Here is a 17,591-nt window from a genome sequence, read left to right as displayed (position 1 = left end):
ACATTATAATCTCACTAATCAAGGAACTTATACTACCGCTAAACGCGGCTGCAAATATACCATCTTTAATTTCTATCCCGCAAACTTATTTTGAAGTATTTTTAAGTTAAATTTTAACCTCTAAAACCCTCCTAATCCCGCGTCAATCAAAGAACTTCGCTATCTCACTAACCCTATGGCTCATTCCTTAGCGGGTGCAAATATACAGTTCTTTTATGTTTCTACGCAAGTTTTAAAAATAAAAAATCAATTTATTTTTTATTGTTCCGAAAAAAAAGCGGGGTGCTAAAATACAATATTTTTCTAATCATTTCCAAATCAGATCAGTATAACTTTTAAATTAAATTCAAGAAGATGTTTTTTTTGTAAAAATTTAATGAACAATATTGTTATTAATCAATACACCTATACTCATCACTATTAAACTTTATATTGGACTCCTATAATATTATGCGAAAATTAATATTCTTAATCGTTTCTATGTAATGTATAATCCTTAAGGTATTCTATTCCCTTTATGAAGAACAATTTAATTACCTATTAAAAGTGTTAGGGCTAGAAACAGCATCCTTTTGGCCATTGTTGGCAAATGCCTATATATAAAGGAGAAGTTATAATCGCCTATAAACGATAACGCCAATCACAAAAAGCCAAAAGATAACGTGAATAGCCCGACCCCGATTTTGGAGCGGGGGAACACACAAATAATATTCATGAATATATAGACCTTGTATATTGTGCAACCGCATTTAACATATTATCTTTGCTGACTTAAGATATGAATATGATAAAAATAAGTTTGCCTGATGGCACTGTTAAGGAATTTGAAAGTGGCGCTACTCCTATGGATGTTGCTAAAAGTATAAGTGAAGGATTTGCACGGAATGTGGTTTCTGCAAAATTTAATGATACTGTGGTAGAAGCTTCTACTCCACTCACTACCGATGGCAGTCTTATATTATATACGTGGAATGATAAAGAGGGAAAGAAAGCTTTTTGGCATTCTACTTCTCACGTTATGGCGCAGGCCATTGAGCAATTATATCCAGGATCTAAATTAACTATAGGACCAGCTATTGAAAATGGTTTTTATTATGATGTAGATTTTGGTGATCAAAAGATTTCTGAAAACGATTTTAAGAAGATAGAAGGCAAAATGCTAGAAATAGCTCGTGGAAAACATGAGTTTAGCATGAGGTCTTCTACTAAGGCTGAAGCTTTGTCTTATTATAAGGAACAAAACAATCCTTTTAAAGTAGAGCTTATTGAAAATCTAGAAGATGGCACCATTACTTTTTGTGACCATGATAGCTTTACAGATCTATGTCGTGGCGGACATATCCCGAATACCGGAATTATTAAGGCTGTAAAATTAATGAGTGTTGCCGGAGCTTACTGGAGAGGTGATGAAAAAAATCCACAATTAACCAGAGTTTACGGAATATCATTTCCGAAGCAAAAAGACCTTAAGGAATATTTAGAATTATTAGAGGAGGCAAAAAAACGTGATCATAGAAAATTAGGAAAGGAATTACAACTTTTCACATTTTCACAAAAGGTAGGGCAAGGTTTGCCATTATGGCTTCCTAAAGGTGCGGCTTTAAGAGAGCGTTTAGAGAATTTTTTGAAAGCAGCTCAGAAAAAAGCTGGTTATGAAATGGTCATCACTCCACACATTGGTCAAAAAGAACTTTATGTGACCTCTGGTCATTATGAAAAATATGGTGCAGATAGCTTTCAGCCGATTCTTACTCCTAATGAGGGAGAAGAATTTTTACTAAAACCTATGAATTGCCCACATCACTGTGAAATTTATAATTCTGCTCCGTGGAGTTATAAAGATCTACCAAAGCGTTTTGCTGAATTTGGAACTGTTTATAGATACGAACAAAGTGGAGAATTACATGGCTTAACTCGTGTACGAGGTTTTACTCAGGATGATGCCCATATTTTTTGTACTCCAGATCAATTAGATTCTGAATTTAAAAAGGTAATAGACCTTACCTTATATGTATTCGAATCTTTAGGTTTTGATGAATTTACCGCTCAGGTTTCCTTAAGGGATCCTGAAAACAAAGAAAAATATATAGGAAGTGATGATGTTTGGGAGAAAGCTGAGAATGCTATTCTTTCTGCAGCTAAAGAAAAAGGTCTTAATTATGTAGTTGAGACTGGCGAAGCAGCGTTTTACGGACCAAAACTAGACTTTATGGTGAAGGATGCTTTAGGCAGAAGCTGGCAACTTGGCACAATTCAGGTAGATTACAATCTGCCAGAACGTTTTGAACTGACATACAAAGGCAGTGACAATGAAATGCACAGACCAGTAATGATTCACAGAGCACCATTTGGAAGTATGGAACGTTTTGTAGCGGTGCTGTTAGAAAACACAGGAGGGAATTTTCCTCTTTGGTTAACACCAGAACAAGCTATTGTACTCTCTCTCAGTGAGAAATATGAAAAATACTCACAAAAAGTTTTAGATTTGCTTGAAAATGACGAAATTCGCGCCGTGTCTGATGACCGAAGCGAAACCATTGGTAAGAAAATAAGGGATGCTGAAATGAGCAAAGTGCCTTATATGTTGATTATTGGAGAGCAGGAAGAGAAAGATGGTACAGTTTCTGTACGAAGACATGGGGAAGGCGATATTGGTACAATGCTAATTGAAGACTTCACCAAATTAGTAAATAACGAAATCAAAAAAACGCATAAAGCGTTTGAAGTATAATTAAAATTAGACAGCCATAGCAATACGTAGAAAAAGATCGAAGCGACCGCTTAGAGAAATTAAAGAAGACCAACACCGCATTAACGGAAAAATCCGAGCAGAAGAGTTACGCCTTGTTGGCGACAACATCGAAATGGGAGTATATCCCACCTCAAAAGCCATGGAATTTGCTGAAGAGCAAGGTTTGGATCTTGTGGAAATATCTCCTAATGCAAAACCACCAGTTGCAAAGGTAATGGACTATAAGAAGTTTCTTTATGAACAAAAGAAACGTGAAAAGGTCTTGAAGGCGAAAGCCAGTAAAGTAGTGGTTAAAGAAATTCGATTTGGTCCACAAACCGATGATCATGATTATGAATTCAAAAAGCGTAATGCTGAGAAATTCCTAAAGGACGGAGCTAAATTAAAGGCTTTTGTATTTTTTAAAGGAAGATCAATTGTTTTTAAAGATCAGGGTCAGATTTTACTTTTACGTCTTGCACAAGATTTAGAAGAAATCGGAAAAGTAGAACAGATGCCGAAGTTGGAAGGAAAACGTATGACTATGTTTCTCTCTCCTAGAAAAACGAAATAAGAACGTTAATTATAAAATTACACGAGCATGCCTAAAATGAAGACTAAATCCAGTGCCAAAAAGCGTTTTAAGCTTACAGGTACAGGTAAAATTAAAAGAAAGCACGCGTTTAAAAGTCACATCTTAACAAAGAAGTCTAAAAAACGTAAGCTTGCTCTAACGCATAGTACTTTAGTACATACTGCCGATGAGAAAAATATCAAAACTCAACTACGTTTAAAGTAGGTTAAAGTTTTTGATGGTTTAAACTATTTAAAAACCCTGGAGTTGTGCAATGAAAGTATTCAGAATTATTAATTTATGAATCGCCTTCTTCAAAAACAATTAAAATTATGCCAAGATCAGTAAATTCAGTTGCCAAGAGAGCCAGAAGAAAAAAGGTTCTTAAACAAGCAAAAGGTTACTTTGGACGTCGTAAAAACGTTTGGACAGTAGCAAAAAACGCGGTGGATAAAGCAATGTTATATGCTTACAGAGACCGTAAAAACAATAAAAGAAATTTCCGTTCTCTTTGGATCGTGCGTATTAACGCTGGAGCCAGAATGCACGGGATGTCTTATTCACAGTTCATGGGAGGTTTGAAATCTGCAAAAATCGATTTAAACCGTAAGGTTTTAGCCGATTTAGCGATGAACCATCCAGAAGCGTTTGGAGCTATAGTTAACAAAGTAAAATAATATTTTTCACGATTAACGTTCTTATATATTTAAAAACCCACTCTAATAGAGTGGGTTTTTTTATTTCTCATATATGAATGATCTTACCAATAAATCATTTTTTAAACAGGCACTCTAAATCTATATAAAATTAGGTTTCGAAATGCTCAGCCTGACAAACCTCACTTGCTTTAATGTTTAATATATCTTAAAGAATGTATTTATGAGTCGAGTTTCTTTGATAGAAAACTTCAACAGGCTCTATCTGACGAACTCCTAGATATTTATTAGGCTGGTAAAGAAGGGAAAAGCATAGACAGAGACAAGCTTATAAATAATTATTTGATTCTTAATTGCTAAAAAACTCTATGTTTTCTGTTTCTTTTTCTTTGCGGCAGGAAACAAAACATTATTTAAAATTAGTCTGTAACCTGGCGATGTTGGATGTAACTCCAACTCGGTTTTAGGATCTCCTACTCTGTGTTGATAATCTTCTGGATCATGCCCCCCATAAAATGTAAAAAAACCACGGCCTTTAATACCATGAATATAGCGAGCTTCTTCATTCAATTTATTTTCAGCTAAAACTAATATATTAGACTTTAGTGTAGTTCTATTAAATGCCGTTGTTTGTCCCATAAATCCCTTTACTAACATGGTATGATTCTGGTTTAACATCGTAGGAATAGGATCCCATTTAGCAGAAAACTCCATTAGTGTGAAATAATCTGTATTCATAGCAATTTGCCTCTTTTCAGTCATATCTATAGACGAAAATTCATAGATCATCGGGTTTCGTTCTAAAATAAAATTTGTGAATGCAAATGTGTTTTCAAAATCGATCTTAGATTGATATCCAGGTTCGCTAGGATCACCATCGAACATAGGCTCAGCAATATCTAGACCTTCAGCGGCAAGCGTAATGTCAAAACTATCTGTAGCGCTGCACATTGCAAACATAAACCCACCACCTATTACATAATCTCTAATCTTTAAAGCGACAGCTAATTTTTCTTCTGAAACTTTTGAGTATCCTAATTTAGAAGCTAATGCTTCAGCATCTGCTTTTTCTTTAATATACCAAGGAGTGGTTCTATAATTTCTATAAAACTTACCATACTGCCCTGTGAAATCTTCATGATGTAAATGAAGCCAATCATATAATAAAAGTGCATCTCCCAACACCGCTTCATCATAAATAGTTTCGTAAGGAATTTCGGCATAAGTTAACACCATCGTTACAGCATCGTCCCAAGGTCTATTTCCAGTGGGTGCGTAAACAGCAATTTTTGGAGCTTTTTCTAGGATAACTGCTTCCATATTTTTGGAAGGACTCTGAATTTCTTCTAATATAGATTGAGACTTTTCATCACTCAAAACTTCAAAAGAAACTCCACGAATCTTACATTCCCTTCTTAAATATTCAGTATCAGAAATAAGAAAAGAGCCCCCTCTATAGTTGAGCAGCCATTGCACATTTAAATTTTTCTGAAGGGCAAAATATGTAATTCCGTATGCCTTTAAATGATTCTCTTGAGTTTCCGCATCCATTGGGATTAATATCTGCGAAGCGTAACCTTGAAAAGAGAGTAAAAATAAACCCAGTATAAAAAATATCTTTTTTATACTGGGTAATAATTGGATAATATATTGGCTGGAATAGAAAACGTTCTCAACACAACAAGTAGATTTCATTTCTATAAATAATATGGGAACTACATTTAAGTAGTCCTTTAATACATCTTTAAAATGGCACGTCGTTATCATCATCATTAAAATCATCATTCATAGAGCTACCAAAGGCTTCATCTGCAGAAGGACTTGGCAATTTCGCGCCTCCAAACGGATCTTCGCTTTCACCCTCATTCATTTTGGAATTAAATTCTCCAAATGGGGAATCAAAGTCATCTAAGTTATCAAATTTACCAAGATGCCCAACAAACTTCAATCGGATACTTTCCAAACCACCGTTACGGTGTTTAGCTACGATGAATTCTCCCTGCCCAGCTGTTGGAGAACGCTCCTCATCATCCCATTCATCAATTTTATAATACTCTGGACGGTATATAAATGAAACAATATCGGCATCTTGCTCAATCGCTCCAGATTCCCTTAAATCACTTAATAAAGGTCTTTTACTTCCTCCACGTGTTTCTACAGCACGAGAAAGTTGGGATAGTGCAATTACAGGAATTGCGAGTTCTTTAGCTAAAGCTTTTAAGTTCCTAGAAATCGTAGATATTTCTTGTTCCCTATTCCCTCCTTTTACAGAACTTCCTGCTGTCATTAACTGAAGGTAATCTATCATGATCATTTTGATACCATGCTGGGACGCCAGTCTTCTTGCTTTTGCTCTAAGGTCAAAAATGGACAAAGAAGGGGTATCATCTATAAATAAAGGTGCTTTTTCAAGATCCTTTACCTTCACATTTAATTGTTCCCATTCATGAGTTTCTAAATTTCCTGTTCTCAGTTTCTCTGAAGACAAACCTGTTTCTGAAGAAATTAGCCTGGTTATTAATTGAACTGCTGACATCTCCAGCGAGAAAAAAGCCACTGGAAGATTATGACCTACAGCAATATTTCGAGCCATAGATAAAGTTAAAGCCGTTTTACCCATACCTGGACGAGCAGCAATAATAATTAAATCACTCGGTTGCCACCCAGAAGTAAGTTTATCTAACTTATCAAAGCCAGAAGGCACTCCACTTAATCCTTCTTTATTGGAAATTTCTTGAATTCTATTTTTTGCCTGAATAACCAAACTGTGCGCAGTTTCTGAAGATCTCTTGATATTACCCTGAGTAACTTCATATAATTTAGATTCCGCAGTATCTAATAGATCAAAAACATCTGTTGCTTCATCATAAGATTGTTCAATAATTTCGTTAGAAATTTTAATTAAACTTCGCTGAATATATTTTTGAAGAATAATACGAGCATGAAATTCTATATGGGCAGAAGAAGACACTTTTTGAGTAAGCTGGATCAAATACCATTCGCCTCCAACCTTGTCTAAATTTCCATCCTTACGCAGCTGATTAGAAACGGTTAATAAGTCAATCGCCTCTGTGTTTTCAAAGAGTTTATAGATAGCCTCATATATAAACTTATGGGCTGTTTTATAAAACACATCAGAGTGTAGAATATCTATAATTTCATCTACCCCTTTTTTATCAATCATCATAGCCCCTAACACAACTTCCTCTAAATCAACTGCTTGTGGGGGAATTTTTCCTTTTTCGAGACTTACAACATTGCCTTGGCCATAGTTTTGTTTCTGGGGGATTGTAACTTTTTCCATACTACGAATGTAAATAATTTGTTAAGATATCCTTAATTAAAGCAGGACAACTTAGTTCACAGGTAATGAACATTTTACCTGTTAATAACTTAATAATTTTGTTGATAAGGCCAAAAAAATCCGAAGAAAATCTTCGGATTTTTTTGAAAGTATGACTAAGAAAGAACTAATCTTTAAAAACACCCATATTTGAATATTTATCCATCCTTTTATTCACCAATTCTTTTGGTGATAAGTTTCGGAACTCATCATATGAAGTCAAAATTGTATTTTTTACAGTATTAAAAGTTTCCTCTCTATTAGTATGAGCCCCACCAAGTGGTTCTTTAATAATTTCGTCAATTAACTTTTGCTTTTTCATATCTATAGCAGTAAGTTTTAGAGCATCTGCTGCAATTTCCTTGTATTCCCAGCTTCTCCATAAAATAGAAGAACAAGATTCAGGAGAAATTACAGAATACCAGGTGTTTTCCAACATTAACACCTTATCTCCAACTCCAATTCCAAGTGCACCTCCACTGGCGCCTTCTCCAATAATTACCACTATAATTGGAACTTTTAGGCGAGTCATTTCTAATATGTTTCTAGCGATGGCTTCTCCTTGTCCTCTTTCTTCTGCCTCCAATCCTGGATAAGCTCCTGGAGTATCTATAAAAGTTACAACTGGAACACCAAACTTTTCTGCAGATTTCATTAAACGCAAGGCTTTACGATATCCTTCAGGATTCGCCATTCCAAAATTACGATACTGTCTCGTCTTTGTATTAAAACCCTTCTGCTGACCTATGAACATAAAGCTTTGGTCTCCTATTTTTCCAAGACCACCAATCATGGCTTTATCATCTTTAACATTTCTATCCCCATGAAGTTCAAGAAAGGTATCACCACAAATTGCTTTTATATAATCTAAAGTATACGGTCTACTAGGATGTCTTGAAAGTTGAACACGTTGCCAAGCTGTAAGATTCTTATAGATCCCTTTCTTGGTCTCTATTAATTTCTTCTCAATTTGTTTACAGGTAGCAGTTACATCTACTTCACTTTCTGCACCTATATTACAAGCCTTTTGGTATTGTTCCTCTAACTCTTTAATGGGTAATTCAAAATCTAAATATTCCATGTTAAGTTATTGTGTTTTTTAATTAGCCTACAAATATAACAAACTTTGAAAGGAAGAATTCCTAAGATATCTTATTAATTTTCCGTTTTGTTTTAAGAATGCCATTTAGGATAACGGTAGATAGAATTAGCAAGGCTCCATAATAGAATTGAGGATTCATTTGCTCTTTACTCCCAAAAATTAAAAACGCTAAAAATATCCCATATATCGGCTCCAAGTTGATTGTGAGCATTATAGTATAGGGACTTAAATGTTTCATTACAGCTACTGCTGCAATAAATGCATATGCTGTACATATAGTTGCTAGAATTAATAAATACAACCAATCTTCAGCAGAAACAGTAAAAAAAGCAAGATTGAATCCTTTATCTCCCCCACTGCTGAATGTCATTATAGTCAAATAAATACTTATGCCGACTACTCCTGTTAAAAGCTCGTAAAAGGAAATTACTGAAGGTGCAGTATCCTTTATCAACTTACCATTAATTAAGGTGAACACTGCAGATAAAAAAGCTGAAATTAAGCCTAAGACTATCCCCAGAGTGTACTTTGTTTCAACCTGAAATATTATATATAAACCTACAATAACTAATAATCCAAAAAGGATCTCATAACCCACAAACTTGCGTTTATAAAAAATAGGCTCGAGAATAGAGGTGAAAAAAGCTCCTGTAGAAAGTAAAGCTAAAGTTATCGAGACATTAGATACTTTAATTGCACCAAAGAATGTCAACCAGTGTAAGGCTATAACCATTCCGGCAATTATTAGCACTACTAATTTCCTTCTTGTAAGCTTTAGATCGCGTTTTTTCCATTTGATATACAAGAAAATAAACCCAATTGCAATCAACATTCTGTACCAAACTAAAGGAACTGCATCTAAAGAAATTAATGCGCCTAAAACTGCTGTAAACCCCCAGATAAATACAATTACGTGAAAATGGAGGTAGCTTCTAAGTTTATCGTTTGGCATTGAACAACAAATAGATAGCTAAAACACCAAAAGACACATTAGGAAACCAAACTGCAATTAAGGGCGAAAAAGTAGATTGCTCTGCCAATGTTCCAAAAACCTTGTCGAAGAAAATAAAAATAAAAGCCAGGGAGATTCCCAAAGCTAAATTAACTCCCATTCCTCCTCTTCGTTTTATTGAAGAAACGGCTACGGCAATAATGGTAAGTATGAATGCTGAAACCGGTAAGCTCCATCTTTTATATGCTACCACCAGATACCTATTCATATTTCCAGAACCCCGTCTAGCTTCCTGATCAATAAAATCATTCAACTCATTATAATTAAGGGTTTCAGCTATATATGTAACAGGTGTTAATTCATCAAATTCAAATGGTAATATAGTATCTATATTCTGCTCATGAAAAATTTGATCTCCTTCCTCTCCTATTATTCGCTTATCGAAATTACTTAGGGTGTAGGTGCTGTCGGCTTCATTATATTGTAATCTGGAAGCGCTTAGTTTAAATGTCAATTTATTACCCTCAAAATGCTCTAAAGTAAAATTTCTTGCAGATTGCGTCTTGGGCTGAAAATTACTTGCAAAGATATATTCATTATCATTTATCTGCCTATAAACATCACTTGTTTCCTTGACCTCTGCTCCCTTTTTAAGATATTGGTATTTAAATTCATTAAATCCCTTACTAGCATTTGGTGCCAAATACATACTCATAACTAAAGCACCAACACATACTATAGATGCACCTATCATATAAGGTCTTAAAAAGCGCCAAAAAGAAACACCACTACTTAAAAATGCAATGATCTCTGTATTATTGGCAAGTTTAGAAGTAAACCATATTACCGATAGAAATAAGAATAAAGGAAAAAGTAAATTCGCGAAATAAATAGTAAAATCTAAATAATAAGCGGCAACCTCTATAAAGGGAACCTCATTTTCCAAGATCTTATCGATCTTTTCAGCTAGATTTACGATTATACCAATAGGTACAAACAGCAGTAGCATTAGGATAAAGGTTCCCAAATAGCGTTTTAATATGTACCAATCTAATATCTTCAACTTAAAGTCGCTTATTCATTTGTTGTACCATTCTATTTTTCCAGCTAGCAAAATCTCCCGCTAAGATATGTTTTCTAGCCTCACGGGTCAACCAAAGGTAAAAACCTAGATTATGAATGGTAGCAATTTGCTTGCCCAATAATTCATTTACTGTAAAAAGATGTCTTAGATACGCTTTAGAATAATCGGTATCAACAAAAGTGATGGCCATATCATCTATTGGAGAAAAATCGTCATGCCATTTTTTATTCTTTATATTAATAGTCCCATGGGCTGTAAATAACATCCCGTTTCGTGCATTTCTGGTTGGCATTACACAATCAAACATATCTATTCCCAGTGCGATATTTTCCAATATATTAATTGGAGTACCAACTCCCATCAGGTATCTAGGCTTATCTTCAGGCAACACTTCTGTTACAACTTCCGTCATTGCATACATTTCTTCTGCAGGTTCCCCTACAGATAATCCTCCAATTGCATTTCCCTCTGCTCCTACAGATGCAATATATTCTGCAGATTGTTTTCTAAGATCTTTATAAGTACTCCCTTGCACAATAGGAAAAAATGCTTGACTGTAATCATATTCAAATGGAGTTTTCTCCAGATGACTAATGCATCTATCCAGCCATCTATGCGTCATGTGCATTGAACGTTTTGCATATTTATAATCGCAAGGATAAGGAGTACATTCATCAAAAGCCATAATAATATCGGCTCCAATAACACGCTGAATTTCCATTACATTTTCTGGAGTGAAAATGTGATATGAACCATCTATATGAGATTTAAATTTTACTCCATTCTCTTTAATCTTTCTTCTTTCTGAAAGGGAATAAACTTGGTATCCACCACTATCTGTAAGAATGCTTCTATCCCAATTCATAAATTTATGAAGCCCCCCAGCTTTTTTCAAGATCTCGGTTTGAGGCCTTAAATACAAGTGATAGGTGTTCCCTAAAATTATATCTGGATTAATATCTTCTTTTAATTCTCTTTGGTGCACTCCTTTAACAGAACCAACGGTTCCGACGGGCATAAAAATCGGGGTCTCAATAACGCCATGATCTGTAGTGATTTCTCCCGCACGTGCATTACTTTGAGGGTCTTTAGCTAAAAGGTCAAACTTCATAGTATATTTTAAATAGCTGCAAAGATACTTAAGTAAAACACATATAAAAGAGTCAAGATTTTAAAAATTGTTAGCTATTACATACAAATCGTTGATAAGTGGTATCTTCTAACTTTGCCATACGTATTTAAAAACTTATTTTTGCAGCATTCATAAAAAACAACACAACACACAATGCCACACACTAAAGAATTAGAAAATTTTGTTACCCAGGTTCGCCGGGACATTTTAAGGCAAGTTCACAAAGTAAATTCAGGTCACCCTGGAGGTTCTTTAGGCTGCGCCGAATTTTTCACAGCTCTATATCAAGAGGTGATGGATTATAAAAGCGATTTTGATATGAACGGAATTGGAGAAGATCTTTTCTTTTTATCTAACGGACATATCTCTCCAGTTTTTTATAGCGTTTTAGCTAGAAGTGGTTTTTTCCCTGTGGAAGAACTAAACACCTTTAGATTAATTAATTCAAGATTACAAGGACATCCAACAACTCATGAAGGATTACCTGGAATTCGTATTGCATCTGGTTCGCTAGGTCAAGGTCTATCTGTTGCAATAGGTGCTGCGGAAGCAAAAAAACTGAACAAAGATTCTCATTTAGTGTATACCTTACATGGAGATGGAGAATTACAAGAAGGGCAGAATTGGGAAGCTATTATGTATGCTGCTGGTAATAAAATAGACAACCTTATTGCTACTATAGATGTAAACGGACAGCAAATTGATGGAGCTACAGACCAAGTGTTACCAATGGGAAATCTTAAAGCTAAATTTGAAGCTTTTGGTTGGGATGTTCTAGAAGTAAAACAAGGAAATGATATTTCTAAAGTTATTGAAGGATTAAATGAAGCAAAAAGCAGAACCGGTAAAGGAAAACCGGTATGTATTTTAATGACTACAGTAATGGGTCATGGAGTAGACTTTATGATGCATACTCACAAATGGCATGGAGTTGCTCCTAATGATGAGCAATTAGAGAATGCACTAGCTCAAAACCCTGAAACTCTTGGAGACTATTAATTTTAATTGCTATTTCTTTTAGAAATATTATTCAGAAAAAATGAAAAAATACACAAATACAGGAAATAAAGATACCAGATCTGGTTTTGGAGCAGGTTTAACTGAGCTTGGGAAAAGCAACGAAAATGTTGTTGCCCTTTGTGCAGATCTTACCGGTTCATTAAAAATGGACGAGTTTAAAAAAAATCATCCAGAGCGCTTCTTTCAAATTGGAATTGCTGAAGCCAATATGATTGGAATTGCAGCAGGGATGACCATTGGAGGAAAAATACCTTTTACTGGGACATTCGCAAATTTCTCAACAGGAAGAGTATACGATCAAATAAGACAAAGTGTTGCTTATTCAGATAAAAATGTAAAAATTTGTGCTTCCCACGCAGGAGTAACTTTAGGTGAAGATGGGGCTACCCACCAAATTTTGGAAGATATAGGTTTAATGAAAATGCTTCCTGGCATGACCGTTATTAATACATGTGATTATAACCAGACCAAAGCTGCTACATTAGCAATTGCAGAATTTGAAGGACCGGTTTATTTGAGGTTTGGTCGTCCAAAAGTGGCGAATTTCACGCCTGAAAACGGAAAATTTGAGATTGGGAAAGCAGTTAATTTAACTGAAGGAACCGATGTTACAATTATTGCAACCGGACATTTGGTTTGGGAAGCTTTGCAAGCTGCTGAACAACTGAACGAAAAAGGAATAAGTGCTGAAGTAATAAATATTCACACGATTAAGCCGTTAGATGAAGAAGCTATCTTAGCTTCTGTTAGAAAGACTGGATGTGTTGTAACTGCTGAAGAACATAACTTCTTAGGAGGTTTAGGAGAAAGTGTTTCTAGAACATTAGTAGAACATTTCCCTGCGCCACAAGAATTTGTTGCAACTAAAGACACCTTTGGAGAAAGCGGAACTCCAGAGCAATTAATGGAGAAATATGGATTGAATGCCGAAGCAATTGTTAAGGCTTCAGAAAAAGTATTAAAACGCAAATAAATATTAATCATTTTATATTTAAACCCTTCAATCCTCGTGATTGAAGGGTTTAATGTTTTTAGTAGGAAATAAATTGCATATTTTCTGCGTTATCCATATTCAAAATAAAAAAAACTAAACTTATGAAAAAATTAATATTACTTACATTTATTCTAATTGGCGGGACTGCTATGGCGCAGGCCACTTACGGACTTAAAGGAGGACTTAATTATGGTGCTACTGGAGATTATGAGAATTACACGCAAGTAGTAGGTGATGCCTCAACCGTAGTAGAGGGGAAAGAGAAAACAGGATATCATTTAGGAGCATTTGCAAAGCTGGAATTTCTTGGAATATTTTTACAACCTGAAGTAGTTTACACTAGACTAAATACAGATTACGGTCAATTTGATTATAATTTAACTAAAATTGATGCACCAGTTTTAGTAGGTATAAATGTCTTAGGCCCTTTAAATATTAAAGCTGGACCATCTTTTCAATATGTCTTAAAAAATGAGCTGGAAAATACTCCACTTTCTATCTCGAATGTAGAAAATGAAATTACTGTGGGATACCAACTTGGGGTGGGCTTAGAATTCGGAAATCTAGGTTTTGATGCTAGGTATGAAGGTGCATTTAAAGAAAATAATGCTTTTGGAGAGGCTGCTACAGACCGAAACTTTAAAATAGACTCAAGACCTTCACAATGGATCTTAAGTGTTTCTTACACTCTTAATTAAGGAGCCAATTCAACATAAAAAAAAAGCCACGAAAATTTTCGTGGCTTTTTTTTTATGTTGAATATTTAATTCTCGTTTACATCTTCAAAATCATCCTCATCAAGATAATTTGGAATTCCATTACCATTGGTATCAGGAAAAATAATTGAACCATCTGCATTGACGGTTATTTCATTCTTAGTTAAGGTTCCATCACCATCATCGTCACCATCATAATAATTGGGAAAACCATCCTCATCCGAATCATCATTGGCTACAATTCTATCATTGTCCAAATCTTCTAAATAGGAAGGAATTCCATCTTGATCGTGATCTGCTTGATTTACCCTGTATAACTGAAAACTAAAAATTAGTGGACTATAGGCTGGAATGTTTGAAGTTGGATTATTGAAATATGCCAAACCTGATGGCAAGAACACTGCTCCTACTCCAAAATCATCGGTAAATTTTATTGTATTATCATCATTCACCTCAAAATTTGAAGCTCCTCCAAACTCTACAAGTGCTTCTGTTAAAGCTACAACTGCGATTCCTGGATTAGTATCAGCTCCAATTCCTGGATGATCGAACCAAACAGGGTTAACGGTATTATCAAAAGAAAATTCATTCAACAACTCGCCTTTATAATTTTGAAAAGTAGAATCTGCAAAAGTAGGATGATCTCCAAATCCTTCTCTTATTTTTAGAATATAAATTGTATAATCAACTTCATTACGAGTTACAACCTTTGTGGATAGTAAATCTGAATCTATAAGAGGCGTTCTGTCTTCATTAGCCCCCTCAATAGAATCAAATTTTATTTTATAATCAAAACCCTCTGCTGGGTTTTGAAAATCTTCTTCATTATAGAAGTGTGTTTGTAAATAAGCTATTAAAGCTTCATCATCTTCTATAGCTTGTTCTCCCCGATCTCTAATTTCAACCGTTTCCGTGTCATTATCATCATCGCTTTTACAGGATATTATAGAAATGCTTGAAAACATCATTAAAATAAACAACTTTGTTAATCTCATCATTAGGTAAATTTAAGGCGGCAAGATACAATAATCTTGTATTTTTGCTTAGGATTTAGACAGTTTTAAGAAGCAAATATGAGAGTTGATAAGTTTTTATGGTGCGTGCGATATTTCAAGACAAGAAGTTTAGCTACCAACGCATGCAAAACGGGGAAAGTGAAAATTAAAGGAGCTAATGTCAAACCTTCCAGAGAGGTATTTCCACAAGATAAAATTATAATTAGAAAGAATCAAATTAATTATGAAATCGAGATTCTGGATGTTCCAACGAGTAGATTGGGTGCGAAATTAGTTGGACTTTATATCAATGATATTACTCCTAAAGAAGCCTTTGAAAAAATGGAGTTGCTTAAATACTCCAAAGACTATTATAGAAAAAAAGGAGTTGGAAGACCAACCAAAAAGGACAGAAGGGATATCGACGATTGGTTTGAAGAAAAAGGGGAGGAAAAAGAAACTAAACCAGAAACCAAAGAAGAAGATCAAAAAAAATGATTCTAGACAAGAACTATTGGGCAACACGTTATAAAGAAAACAATACAAAATGGGATATTGGAAGGATCTCCTACCCTATTAAGGAGTATATAGAACAATTAAAAGATAAATCCTTGAAAATACTTATTCCCGGCTCAGGAAATTCGTATGAAGCTGAATATTTACATATTCAAGGTTTTAAAAATGTATTTGTAGTAGACATTGCTAAGGAGCCTCTTGAAAACTTGAAAGATAGAACACCAAGCTTTCCTGATGAGAATTTATTGCAAAAAGATTTTTTCGATCTGGAAATGAAATTTGATCTTATTATTGAACAGACGTTCTTCTGTGCCTTAAATATTGATTTTAGGCAAAAATATGCTGAAAAAATGAAAGATCTATTAAAGCCAAATGGGAAATTAGTTGGATTATTTTTCAACTTTGAATTAACTCAATCTGGCCCTCCTTTTGGAGGAAGCAAACAAGAATATATGGATTTATTTCAACCATATTTTAATATTCTAAAATTAGAAAATTGTTATAATTCTATCGCTCCAAGATCTGGGAATGAATTGTTCTTTATCTTTAAAAAAAACAAATAATCTATGCCAACTTCAAATAAGATCCTTAATAACGAACAGATTCAGCATAAAATTAAACGTATCGCCTATCAGATCTACGAAAGTAATATAGACGAAACAGAACTGATTTTAGCGGGAATTGCAAAAAGCGGATTCGTCTTTGCAAATAGACTTAAAACAATTCTGGAGGAAATTTCAGATTTGAAAATAACCTTATGTGAAGTGAAATTAGATAAGAAAAATCCACTAAATGGAGTAAAAACTTCTCTAGACACATCAGATTATCAGAATAAATCCATCGTTTTGATAGACGATGTGCTTAACTCTGGAACAACTTTGATCTATGGGATTAAGCATTTCTTAGAAGTCCCCTTAAAACAGTTTAAAACAGCTGTACTTGTAGATAGAAGCCATAAAAAATACCCAGTAAAAGCAGATTTCAAAGGAATTTCCCTTTCAACTTCCTTAAATGAAACAATAAAAGTAAATTTTTGTACAGGAAAAGATAAAGTAGAGCTATTTTAGTTTTTCAGCTATCTCATTAGCAATTTCACTTGGAGATCGGTTTTCTACATTAACCACTAGATCTGATTGGTTATAGTAATAACCACGCTCAAATAAATGCTTCCTAACAAAATCTTCAAGATCATCTTGGGTCGACAAGTGACTAATCATTGGCCTTTGTGCTTTTTCTTTAAACAATCTTTTTACCAAAAAATCTACAGAAGCCTTTAGGTAAATCATTTTAGATTCAGGAAAATTCTTAATGAGATCTAAGTTAGTACCATAACAAGGTGTTCCCCCTCCTAAAGCAACTATAAGATCATTTGGATCTTCTAGAACATCTTCTAGCACCTGAGTTTCCATTCTCCTAAAATATAATTCACCTTTCAATTTAAAAATTTCGGGAATGGTTAATTCTTCAATTAGAGAAATTTGATCGTCTATGTCGATTAGTGGATAAGCTAAATTTGATGACAATTTTTGTGAAATCACAGATTTACCGGATCCCATATATCCTGAAAGAAATATTTTCATGCTGAAAAAGAGGAGTTTAGAAATTAATTTAAAACATTTACAAATTTATGTCAAATTCCTCTTGAAAAATAAATTAATGATAGTATATTTGCACCCGCAATTGCAAAACAACGCAGTTCATGATTTGGTAGCTCAGTTGGTAGAGCATCTCCCTTTTAAGGAGAGGGTCCTGGGTTCGAGCCCCAGCCAGATCACT

The 17,591-nt window shown here is 34.4% G+C and carries 18 protein-coding genes and 1 tRNA gene; 11 read left to right on the top strand and 8 right to left on the bottom strand.

The window, feature by feature from the left end:
- Positions 1–784: 784 nt before the first annotated feature.
- From thrS to rplT, 4 genes are all read left to right on the top strand, one after another.
- Positions 785–2,731: a threonine--tRNA ligase gene (thrS, locus tag I130_RS14660; RefSeq protein ID WP_034924943.1), complete on the top strand. Its 1,947-nt coding sequence runs from the start codon at positions 785–787 to the stop codon at positions 2,729–2,731.
- 58 nt (positions 2,732–2,789) lie between these two features.
- Complete coding sequence (infC, locus tag I130_RS14655; protein WP_083932938.1) at positions 2,790–3,305, top strand: translation initiation factor IF-3; 516 nt, start codon at positions 2,790–2,792, stop codon at positions 3,303–3,305.
- Between the two features lie 27 nt (positions 3,306–3,332).
- Entirely contained in the window at positions 3,333–3,530 is a 198-nt protein-coding gene (gene rpmI / locus I130_RS14650; protein WP_034924937.1) for a 50S ribosomal protein L35, read from the top strand.
- A 107-nt stretch (positions 3,531–3,637) separates the two neighbouring features.
- Positions 3,638–3,982: a 50S ribosomal protein L20 gene (rplT, locus tag I130_RS14645; protein ID WP_034924934.1), complete on the top strand. Its 345-nt coding sequence runs from the start codon at positions 3,638–3,640 to the stop codon at positions 3,980–3,982.
- Between the two features lie 345 nt (positions 3,983–4,327).
- Here rplT and I130_RS14640 read toward each other — a convergent pair whose 3' ends face one another.
- The 6 genes from I130_RS14640 to tgt form a co-directional block, all read right to left on the bottom strand.
- Positions 4,328–5,512: a hypothetical protein gene (locus I130_RS14640; RefSeq protein WP_034924929.1), complete on the bottom strand. Its 1,185-nt coding sequence runs from the start codon at positions 5,510–5,512 to the stop codon at positions 4,328–4,330.
- A 193-nt stretch (positions 5,513–5,705) separates the two neighbouring features.
- On the bottom strand, positions 5,706–7,265 hold the full coding sequence (dnaB, locus tag I130_RS14635; protein WP_034924926.1) for a replicative DNA helicase: 1,560 nt from the start codon (positions 7,263–7,265) through the stop codon (positions 5,706–5,708).
- A gap of 166 nt (positions 7,266–7,431) precedes the next feature.
- The gene (locus I130_RS14630) at positions 7,432–8,385 is read right to left on the bottom strand and encodes an acetyl-CoA carboxylase carboxyltransferase subunit alpha (RefSeq protein WP_034924923.1); all 954 of its coding nucleotides are present in this window, start codon (positions 8,383–8,385) and stop codon (positions 7,432–7,434) included.
- Between the two features lie 61 nt (positions 8,386–8,446).
- Positions 8,447–9,358 (bottom strand): DMT family transporter, encoded by a 912-nt coding sequence (locus tag I130_RS14625; RefSeq protein WP_034924920.1) that lies wholly within the window; start codon positions 9,356–9,358, stop codon positions 8,447–8,449.
- Positions 9,345–10,421 (bottom strand): LptF/LptG family permease, encoded by a 1,077-nt coding sequence (locus I130_RS14620; RefSeq protein ID WP_034924918.1) that lies wholly within the window; start codon positions 10,419–10,421, stop codon positions 9,345–9,347. The genes I130_RS14625 and I130_RS14620 overlap by 14 nt, the downstream gene beginning before the upstream one ends.
- Position 10,422: 1 nt before the next feature.
- Positions 10,423–11,553: a tRNA guanosine(34) transglycosylase Tgt gene (gene tgt / locus I130_RS14615; protein ID WP_034924915.1), complete on the bottom strand. Its 1,131-nt coding sequence runs from the start codon at positions 11,551–11,553 to the stop codon at positions 10,423–10,425.
- Between the two features lie 174 nt (positions 11,554–11,727).
- On the opposite strand from tgt, the gene I130_RS14610 reads away from it, so the two are divergent.
- From I130_RS14610 to I130_RS14600, 3 genes are all read left to right on the top strand, one after another.
- A complete protein-coding gene (locus I130_RS14610) occupies positions 11,728–12,573 on the top strand; it encodes a transketolase (protein ID WP_034924912.1) in 846 nt (281 codons plus the stop codon).
- Between the two features lie 40 nt (positions 12,574–12,613).
- Positions 12,614–13,567: a transketolase family protein gene (locus I130_RS14605; RefSeq protein WP_034924909.1), complete on the top strand. Its 954-nt coding sequence runs from the start codon at positions 12,614–12,616 to the stop codon at positions 13,565–13,567.
- A gap of 122 nt (positions 13,568–13,689) precedes the next feature.
- The gene (locus I130_RS14600) at positions 13,690–14,286 is read left to right on the top strand and encodes an outer membrane beta-barrel protein (RefSeq protein ID WP_034924907.1); all 597 of its coding nucleotides are present in this window, start codon (positions 13,690–13,692) and stop codon (positions 14,284–14,286) included.
- 65 nt (positions 14,287–14,351) lie between these two features.
- Here the strand turns inward: I130_RS14600 and I130_RS14595 are convergent, their stop codons facing one another.
- A complete protein-coding gene (locus I130_RS14595) occupies positions 14,352–15,302 on the bottom strand; it encodes an FKBP-type peptidyl-prolyl cis-trans isomerase (RefSeq protein ID WP_232224166.1) in 951 nt (316 codons plus the stop codon).
- A gap of 75 nt (positions 15,303–15,377) precedes the next feature.
- Between I130_RS14595 and I130_RS14590 the strand changes: the two genes are divergently transcribed.
- The 3 genes from I130_RS14590 to I130_RS14580 are packed head-to-tail and all read left to right on the top strand — an operon-like array spanning position 15,378 to position 16,882.
- Entirely contained in the window at positions 15,378–15,797 is a 420-nt protein-coding gene (locus I130_RS14590; RefSeq protein WP_034924901.1) for an RNA-binding S4 domain-containing protein, read from the top strand.
- Positions 15,794–16,378: a methyltransferase domain-containing protein gene (locus I130_RS14585; RefSeq protein ID WP_034924899.1), complete on the top strand. Its 585-nt coding sequence runs from the start codon at positions 15,794–15,796 to the stop codon at positions 16,376–16,378. Before I130_RS14590 ends, I130_RS14585 begins: the two co-directional genes overlap by 4 nt.
- A gap of 3 nt (positions 16,379–16,381) precedes the next feature.
- Complete coding sequence (locus I130_RS14580; RefSeq protein WP_034924897.1) at positions 16,382–16,882, top strand: phosphoribosyltransferase family protein; 501 nt, start codon at positions 16,382–16,384, stop codon at positions 16,880–16,882.
- Here I130_RS14580 and I130_RS14575 read toward each other — a convergent pair.
- Entirely contained in the window at positions 16,874–17,395 is a 522-nt protein-coding gene (locus I130_RS14575) for a shikimate kinase (RefSeq protein WP_034924894.1), read from the bottom strand. The genes I130_RS14580 and I130_RS14575 overlap by 9 nt on opposite strands.
- Before the next feature lie 121 nt (positions 17,396–17,516).
- On the opposite strand from I130_RS14575, the gene I130_RS14570 reads away from it, so the two are divergent.
- Positions 17,517–17,589, top strand: a tRNA-Lys gene (locus tag I130_RS14570).
- The last annotated feature ends 2 nt before the right edge of the window (positions 17,590–17,591 follow it).

It is taken from the genome of Gillisia sp. CAL575 (assembly GCF_000403785.1).
In the GTDB taxonomy this organism is placed as follows: Bacteria; Bacteroidota; Bacteroidia; order Flavobacteriales; family Flavobacteriaceae; genus Gillisia.
Note: the sequence above shows the minus strand (reverse complement) of the source record. Positions and strands in the feature narration are given on the sequence as shown.